Annotated in this window: 4 protein-coding genes; 2 read left to right on the plus strand and 2 right to left on the minus strand. The window is 68.4% G+C overall.

Annotated features, from left to right (window positions below; all coding sequences use genetic code 11):
* Positions 1-1,985 (minus strand): glutamate synthase central domain-containing protein (locus ACIQ3R_RS13815; RefSeq protein WP_397419441.1); only part of this gene is annotated, 1,985 nt, incomplete at its 3' end.
* A 329-nt stretch (positions 1,986-2,314) separates the two neighbouring features.
* Positions 2,315-4,156: a winged helix-turn-helix domain-containing protein gene (locus ACIQ3R_RS13820; RefSeq protein WP_397419442.1), complete on the minus strand. Its 1,842-nt coding sequence runs from the start codon at positions 4,154-4,156 to the stop codon at positions 2,315-2,317.
* A 137-nt stretch (positions 4,157-4,293) separates the two neighbouring features.
* Between ACIQ3R_RS13820 and ACIQ3R_RS13825 the strand changes: the two genes are divergently transcribed.
* Together ACIQ3R_RS13825 and ACIQ3R_RS13830 are read left to right on the plus strand one after the other, a co-directional pair.
* Positions 4,294-5,616, plus strand: coding sequence for an oxidoreductase family protein (locus ACIQ3R_RS13825; RefSeq protein ID WP_397419443.1), 1,323 nt, complete (start codon positions 4,294-4,296; stop codon positions 5,614-5,616).
* An 11-nt stretch (positions 5,617-5,627) separates the two neighbouring features.
* Positions 5,628-6,299 (plus strand): SDR family NAD(P)-dependent oxidoreductase (locus ACIQ3R_RS13830; protein WP_397419444.1); only part of this gene is annotated, 672 nt, incomplete at its 3' end.

Genomic DNA, 6,299 nt, shown 5'->3' on the forward strand with positions numbered 1-6,299 from the left:
TGGTGCACCTCCCGGGCCTCGCCGGTCTCGACGACCAGGCCCGTCTGCATTCTGAGGCCCTGGCGGATCAGGTGGTGGTGCACCGCCGCGGTCACCAGCGCCGCCGGGATCGGCACGCGCTCGGCGCAGGTCTCCCGATCCGAGAGGATCAGGATATTGTTGTCGGCCAGCACGCAGTCCGTGGCCTCGCGGCACACACGATCGAGCGCCGTCTTCAGGCCCTCGACACCCTCCTCCGCCGGCCAGGTGGCGTCGATGGTCGCCGTACGGAACGCCCCGTCCGCCAGTTCATGCACAGCGCGGATCTTGGCCAGATCCTCGTCGGTGAGGATCGGTTGCGCCACTTCCAGGCGCTTGTGGGTGCCGGCCTGCCGGCCCAGCAGATTTGGCCGGGGGCCGATCATCGACACGAGGCTCATCACCAACTCCTCGCGGATCGGGTCGATCGGCGGGTTGGTGACCTGGGCGAAGTTCTGCTTGAAATACTCGTAGATGAGCTTGGGCCGCGCCGAGAGGACGGCGATGGGCGTGTCGTGACCCATCGAGCCGATCGGGTCGTCCCCGTCCTTGCCCATGGGCTCAAGGAAGAACGCCAGGTCCTCCTGGGTGTAGCCGAACGCCTGCTGACGATCGAGCAGCGCCTGCGGGTCATTGGCCGGCGGATCGCCGGCCACCGCGTCGAGCTTGAGCTCCTCCAGCTTGAATTGGGTCTCGGCCAGCCACTCCTCATAGGGCTCAGCCTCGGCGAGGGTGCGCTTGATCTCCTCGTCCTCGATGATGCGGCCCTGCTCCATGTCGATGAGCAGCATCTTGCCGGGCTGAAGGCGCCACTTGCGCACGATCCGCTCGTCCGGCACGTCCAGCACGCCGACTTCCGAGGCCATGATCACATGGTCTTGGTCGGTAATGATGAAGCGCGCGGGGCGCAGGCCGTTTCGGTCCAGCGTGGCGCCGATCTGGCGACCGTCGGTAAAGGCCACTGCGGCCGGGCCGTCCCAGGGCTCCATCAGGGCGGCGTGGTACTCGTAGAAAGCCTTCCGCTTGGCGTCCATAAGCGGGTTGCCCGCCCACGCCTCGGGGATCAGCATCATCACCGCCTGGGCCAGCGGAATGCCGCCCGCGACCAGAAGCTCCAGCGCATTGTCCAGGCACGCCGTGTCCGACTGTCCATGCGGGATCAGCGGCCACATCTTGCCCAGATCGGGGCCTAGCAGGTCGCTCTCCAGCGAACGCCGGCGGGCGTTCATCCAGTTCACATTGCCGCGGACCGTGTTGATCTCGCCGTTGTGGGCGATGAACCGATAGGGGTGCGCCAGACGCCACGACGGGAACGTGTTGGTCGAGAATCGCTGATGGACCAGCGCCAGGGCGGAGTCACAGCGCGGATCGCGCAGGTCCTTGTAGAAACTGCCGACCTGATGGGCCAGGAGCAGACCCTTGTAGACCACCGTCCGCGTCGACAGCGACGGCAGATAGACCTCCGTCAGGCCCGGGAGGCCGCGCTTGGCGGCGACTTCCGCCAGCGGGTTCTGGAACTGCTTGCGCACGGCCAACAGCTTGCGCTCGTGACCGTCCCGATCCTTCACATTGGGACCGCGCCCGATGAACGCCTGACGGATCACCGGCATAGAGGCGAGCACCGCGTCGCCGAGGCCCGTCGTGTCGGTCGGCACATCGCGCCAGCCGATCAGTGGCTGCTTCTCGACCCGCAGAAAGTGCTCGAACTGCTCCAGCGCCGCGGCGCGGGCCAGCGCATCGCGCGGCAGGAAGCACATCGCCACCGCATACTCGCCGGCCGGCGGCAGATTGACGCCCTCTTCCTCAGCCCAGGTGCGATAGAGTCCGTCCGGAATCTGGATCAGAATCCCCGCGCCATCGCCGACCAGCGGGTCTGCGCCGACGGCGCCGCGATGGTCGAGGTTCACCAGGATCTTCAGGCCCGACTGCACCACCTCATGGGATTTGCGGCCTTTAATGTTCGCCACAAAGCCAACGCCGCACGCATCGTGCTCGTTCCGAGGGTCGTACAGTCCTTGCCGCTCTGGCGGGGCCATCGTCGTCATCCATTCAAGCGCGCCGAAACGCGACCCGGGAACCCCCGCAAGGGGGCGGGCCGATGCGCTTATCTCGCGGGCATTTACTCGGCAAGATCATGCCTTGTCGATGGGCAGGCGCGCCGCCTCCAGGGCAGGTCCTTTCACGCTGGTGCTCCACGAGGCCAATCGGCGTTCAATCGACGCGTTTAGAGGCGCCCAGCGCCCGGGCGCGGCGCAGGATCGACGCCATGGGCCCCGGCATCACCCGCATCTCCCGTTCAGCCCTCAACCGACTCCCGACACGCAGCGCGGAAGTCGTAACTCAGCTCCGGCAGGTCCGCGCAGTCGGGCCAGCGACCCGAACTGACCCAATAGTCCGACAGTCCAAGCTTGCGACACAGCCGGGCGAACCGAGGGTCGGCGATCATCGCCCGATTGGCGGCTACGAAGATCACTGCCGGAGTCCAGGTGCGACCGCGCATCGACCCGCCGCGCTCCAACATGTGACCGAACGGCGCCCGCTCCACATAGTCAAAGGCCTCGTCCGCGCCGCCAGCCGCGCACAGCTGGGCCAGGTCCATCAGCGAGACCGTTCCGTCGCGGGCGAACCGCGTGGCCACGCGCTGATGATGCGCCGCCAGCGCCTCAGGGCGCGGCGTCCGCCGGTCCATTTGCGCCTGGACGAACGCCTGGAACCGCTCGCCCACATGGCCGCTGCGGCGGCTGGCTTCGATCAGGGCGTCCAGCCGCGCCCAGTCCCCGGCGTTGGCCGCGTCGGCGATGGCCTCGCCGGCCAGAGCCTCCACCTCCGGCCAGCGCGCGAGGCTCGCGTCCCACAGCACACGCGCCTCGTCATGACGGCGGAGCGCGCCCAACAGGCCGGCCTTCCACTGCGCGGCCGGCCAGTAGAGCGGATCCAGCTCGGCGGCCTTCGACGCCAGGTCCAGCGCCTCAGAAAGCCGCCCGACCTCGGCCAGGAATTGCCCGGCCAGATTCAGCACCCGAGGGTCATTGGGCGCCGCCGCCAGCGCTCGCCGGTGCAGCGCCTCCCGCTCGGCATAGGCCGCCGGCGGCGCCAGATAGCTGAGCGCCTGGTGCGGCAAACCCAGCGATCCGTCGAGCCGGAGCGCGGTTTCCGCCGCCGTCGCCGCGCTCTCCGCCGTAAGGCCGGGAAACCGCTCGCGATCCAGCCGTCGAAGGCAGATCACCCGCGTCATGGCCAGTTCGGCCCAGGCTCGCGCGAAAGCCGGCGCCTCAGTGGTCACCCGCTCCAGCAACGCCAGCGACTGCGCCGGTTCTGCCTGATCCAAGGCGCCGCTGAGTGCGGCCGGCGGGGTCCGCGCCCGAAGGTATAGGTCGTGGATGGCGGGCTCGATGCGCTCCGGTGGCCGCGTCGGCGCAAAGGCCAGTCGCAGGGCCGCCGCCACCGCGCCGGCGATTTCGTCCTGCACAGCGAACACATCGGCCAGTTCGCGCTCGAAGGTCATCGACCACAGCGCGATCCCGCTCGACCCCGCCACAAGGTGCGCCGAGACCCGCAGTCGCGATCCGGCCCGCCGCACCGATCCGTCCAGCACATGGGTCGCGCCCAGTTCGGCGGCCACGCGGGCGACGGCCTTGTCCGCGCCGCGGAACTGAAAGCTCGATCCCTGGCCGATCACCCGCACGCCCGCGCCAAGCGCCACGGTCTGCAGGATCTCCACCGAGATCCCGTCCGAGAACCAGACCATTTCCGGATCACCCGACAAATTGTCGAACGCCAGCACCGCCAGCACCGGTGCGCCGTCTTCCAGAGCGTCCAGCCGGTAGCCGACGCGGTTGACGGTATGGATCGAAAACCCGCCCTGCGCGCCGCTGAGCCGCCGAAGCGCCTGGATGCAACGGTTGATGGCGTCGTCCCCAACGGCCCGGCCGCCCCAGCACTCGGCGACCAGATCGCCCCGCGACACCACCGCACCCCGCCGCCGGGCCAGCGTCGCCAGCACCTGCATCACCCGGGGCTCAAGCACCTCGGCGCCCGACGCGCCCAGCACCTCGCGCGTCGAGGGCCGGACCTTCAGGGCGCCCAGCGCGAAGTCCGGCTCATGAGCCAGGTCGCGCGCTGGAACCGGAGACGTCATCGGCAAGCCATCGGCAATTCATCGGTTTCGGACCGTGGTCTGCATGCGCGGCCTCTCACACGAATGCAAGGCTGCTAAGCCTGCGCGCCCGTCTGGGAACGCTGGTCCGTACACGACAGCGCCAGACGGAGATCGCCATGCCCGCATCGACCGCTGATCTGCCCCTCCCGGCCCGGCTGGAAGACGTCGACCCCGCCTACATGACCCTGGTCCTGCAACGCAGCGGCGCGATCTCGGCGACCAACCGCGTCGTCAGCCAGACCGAGCAGGGCGTCGGCATGACCGCCGGCTATTTCTCGTCGATCAAGAAGGTCAGCTGCACCTACGCCGAGCCCACCGACGCGCCGACCGACTTCGTGGTCAAGGCCTGGCCCTCGCTGGAGATCGCACCGAAGGACCGGATCGCGGCGATGTTCATCAAGGATATCCACGGCTACCGCATCCCATCAGACCGGTTCTATCCCCGCCCCAGGACCCACCTCGCCGCCTTCGATGAGGCCCAGGGCCGCTTCGCCCTGGTGATGGAAGATGTCGGCGTCTTCGCCACCCAGAAGGTGCACGAGCACGAGCTCACCTTCGACGAGGTCATGCGGATGATCCCGGCCCTGGTCGACGTGGCCGTCGCCTGGGAAGGCTGCGACCGGGGCGAGAAGGCCGCCGAACTGGCCGCCATGGATGTCCACCATTGGTGCGCCCCGGAAAATCTCGGCAGCTTCAAGACCGCGATGCCGGGCGGCGCCAAGCTGGTCGACCGACTCTCCGACTGCGACGACTCCCCGCTCTTCGCCAGCGGCACGTGGAAGGCGCGCCTGGGCGTCACCGACCTCAACGCCCGCATGACCACCCGGCTCGACGCCTTCTTCGCCCCGACGCGGCCGGAGACCGGCGCCACCTGCACGCTCACCCACGGCGACATGCGGGGCGACAACTTCTTCTTCTGCGAGGATCGCCCCGAACATCCGCACGGCTGGCTCTGCATCGACTTCCAGCAGATGTTCTCCGGCCCCGTGCCGTCCGACCTCGGCTACCTCCTCAACTCAGGCACCGTCCTGCCTGAGGTCTATGCCCGCGAGAGCCAACTCAGGATCCTGCGCGCCTTCTACGACCGGTTCATGCAGAAGACGCGGGCCTATCCCGACTACAGCTGGGACCAGTTCCTGGGCGAATACCGCATGATGTCGACCGTTCAGTGGCTCTACTACGTGGCCTATGGCTCGGTGATCGCCCAGGCCGGCGCCTTCGACAACGACCTCGGCATGCGCATCGAGCTCGGCGGCAAGGGGGCGACGCTCGCGGACCTCCCGCCCGAACAGATCCGCCAGCGCATGTGGTGGGGCAAGGCCTTCGCCAACTTCACCGAGACCTTCGAAGCCTTCGGCCTCGTCGATCACCTCCGCACCCTCCCCGAAAACCACGACGGCCTCGGCCCCTGGGTCGAGCTGCCGGATCATCTGAAGTGAGGAACCCCACCATGACCCAATTCCAAGACAAGGTGATCCTGATCACCGGCGGCACCTCGGGCCTGGGGGCCACGACCGCGGTCTCCCTGGCCTCCCAGGGCGCCAAGGTCGCCATCACCGGTCGCCGCGAGGCGCAAGGCCAGGCGGTGCTCGCGCAGATGAAGGCCGCCGGCGGCGAAGGCCTGTTCATCCAGGGCGACATCACCGTTCGCGCTGACGTCGAGGCCATGGTCGCCAAGACGGTCGCGCGCTTCGGCCGGCTCGACGGGGCGGTCAACAACGCCGGCATCGCCGGCGAGCCCTTCCATCAGGTCGCCGACATGCCGGAGGAGAACTGGCACGCGGTGATCAATACCAACCTCACCTCGGTCTTCATGAGCCTGAAGTTCGAGATCCCGGCGATGCTCGCCACCGGCGGCGGCGCCATCGTCAACATCGCCTCGATCCTGGGCCTCGAAGGCAGCGACATCGGCCACTCGGCCTACGCCGCGGCCAAGCACGGCGTGGTCGGCCTCACCAAGTCCGCCGCCGTCGACTACGCCCAGCAGGGCCTGCGGGTGAACGCGCTCTGCCCCGGCTACTGCCACTCCGAGATGGTCGACCCCTATGTCGAGGCCGAGCCCGAGCTGTTCGTGAAGATCCTCGCCCGCCACAGCGCCATGAACCGCCTGGGCGAAAGCCAG

The organism is Phenylobacterium sp., from assembly GCF_044371015.1.
Lineage (GTDB): Bacteria > Pseudomonadota > Alphaproteobacteria > Caulobacterales > Caulobacteraceae > Phenylobacterium.

What these genes read in the sequence shown, in the direction of transcription:
- ACIQ3R_RS13820 (WP_397419442.1), bottom strand. Translation starts at nt 4,156, where the DNA reads ATGACGTCTCCGGTTCCAGCGCGCGACCTGGCTCATGAGCCGGACTTC.
- ACIQ3R_RS13825 (WP_397419443.1), top strand. Translation starts at nt 4,294, where the DNA reads ATGCCCGCATCGACCGCTGATCTGCCCCTCCCGGCCCGGCTGGAAGAC.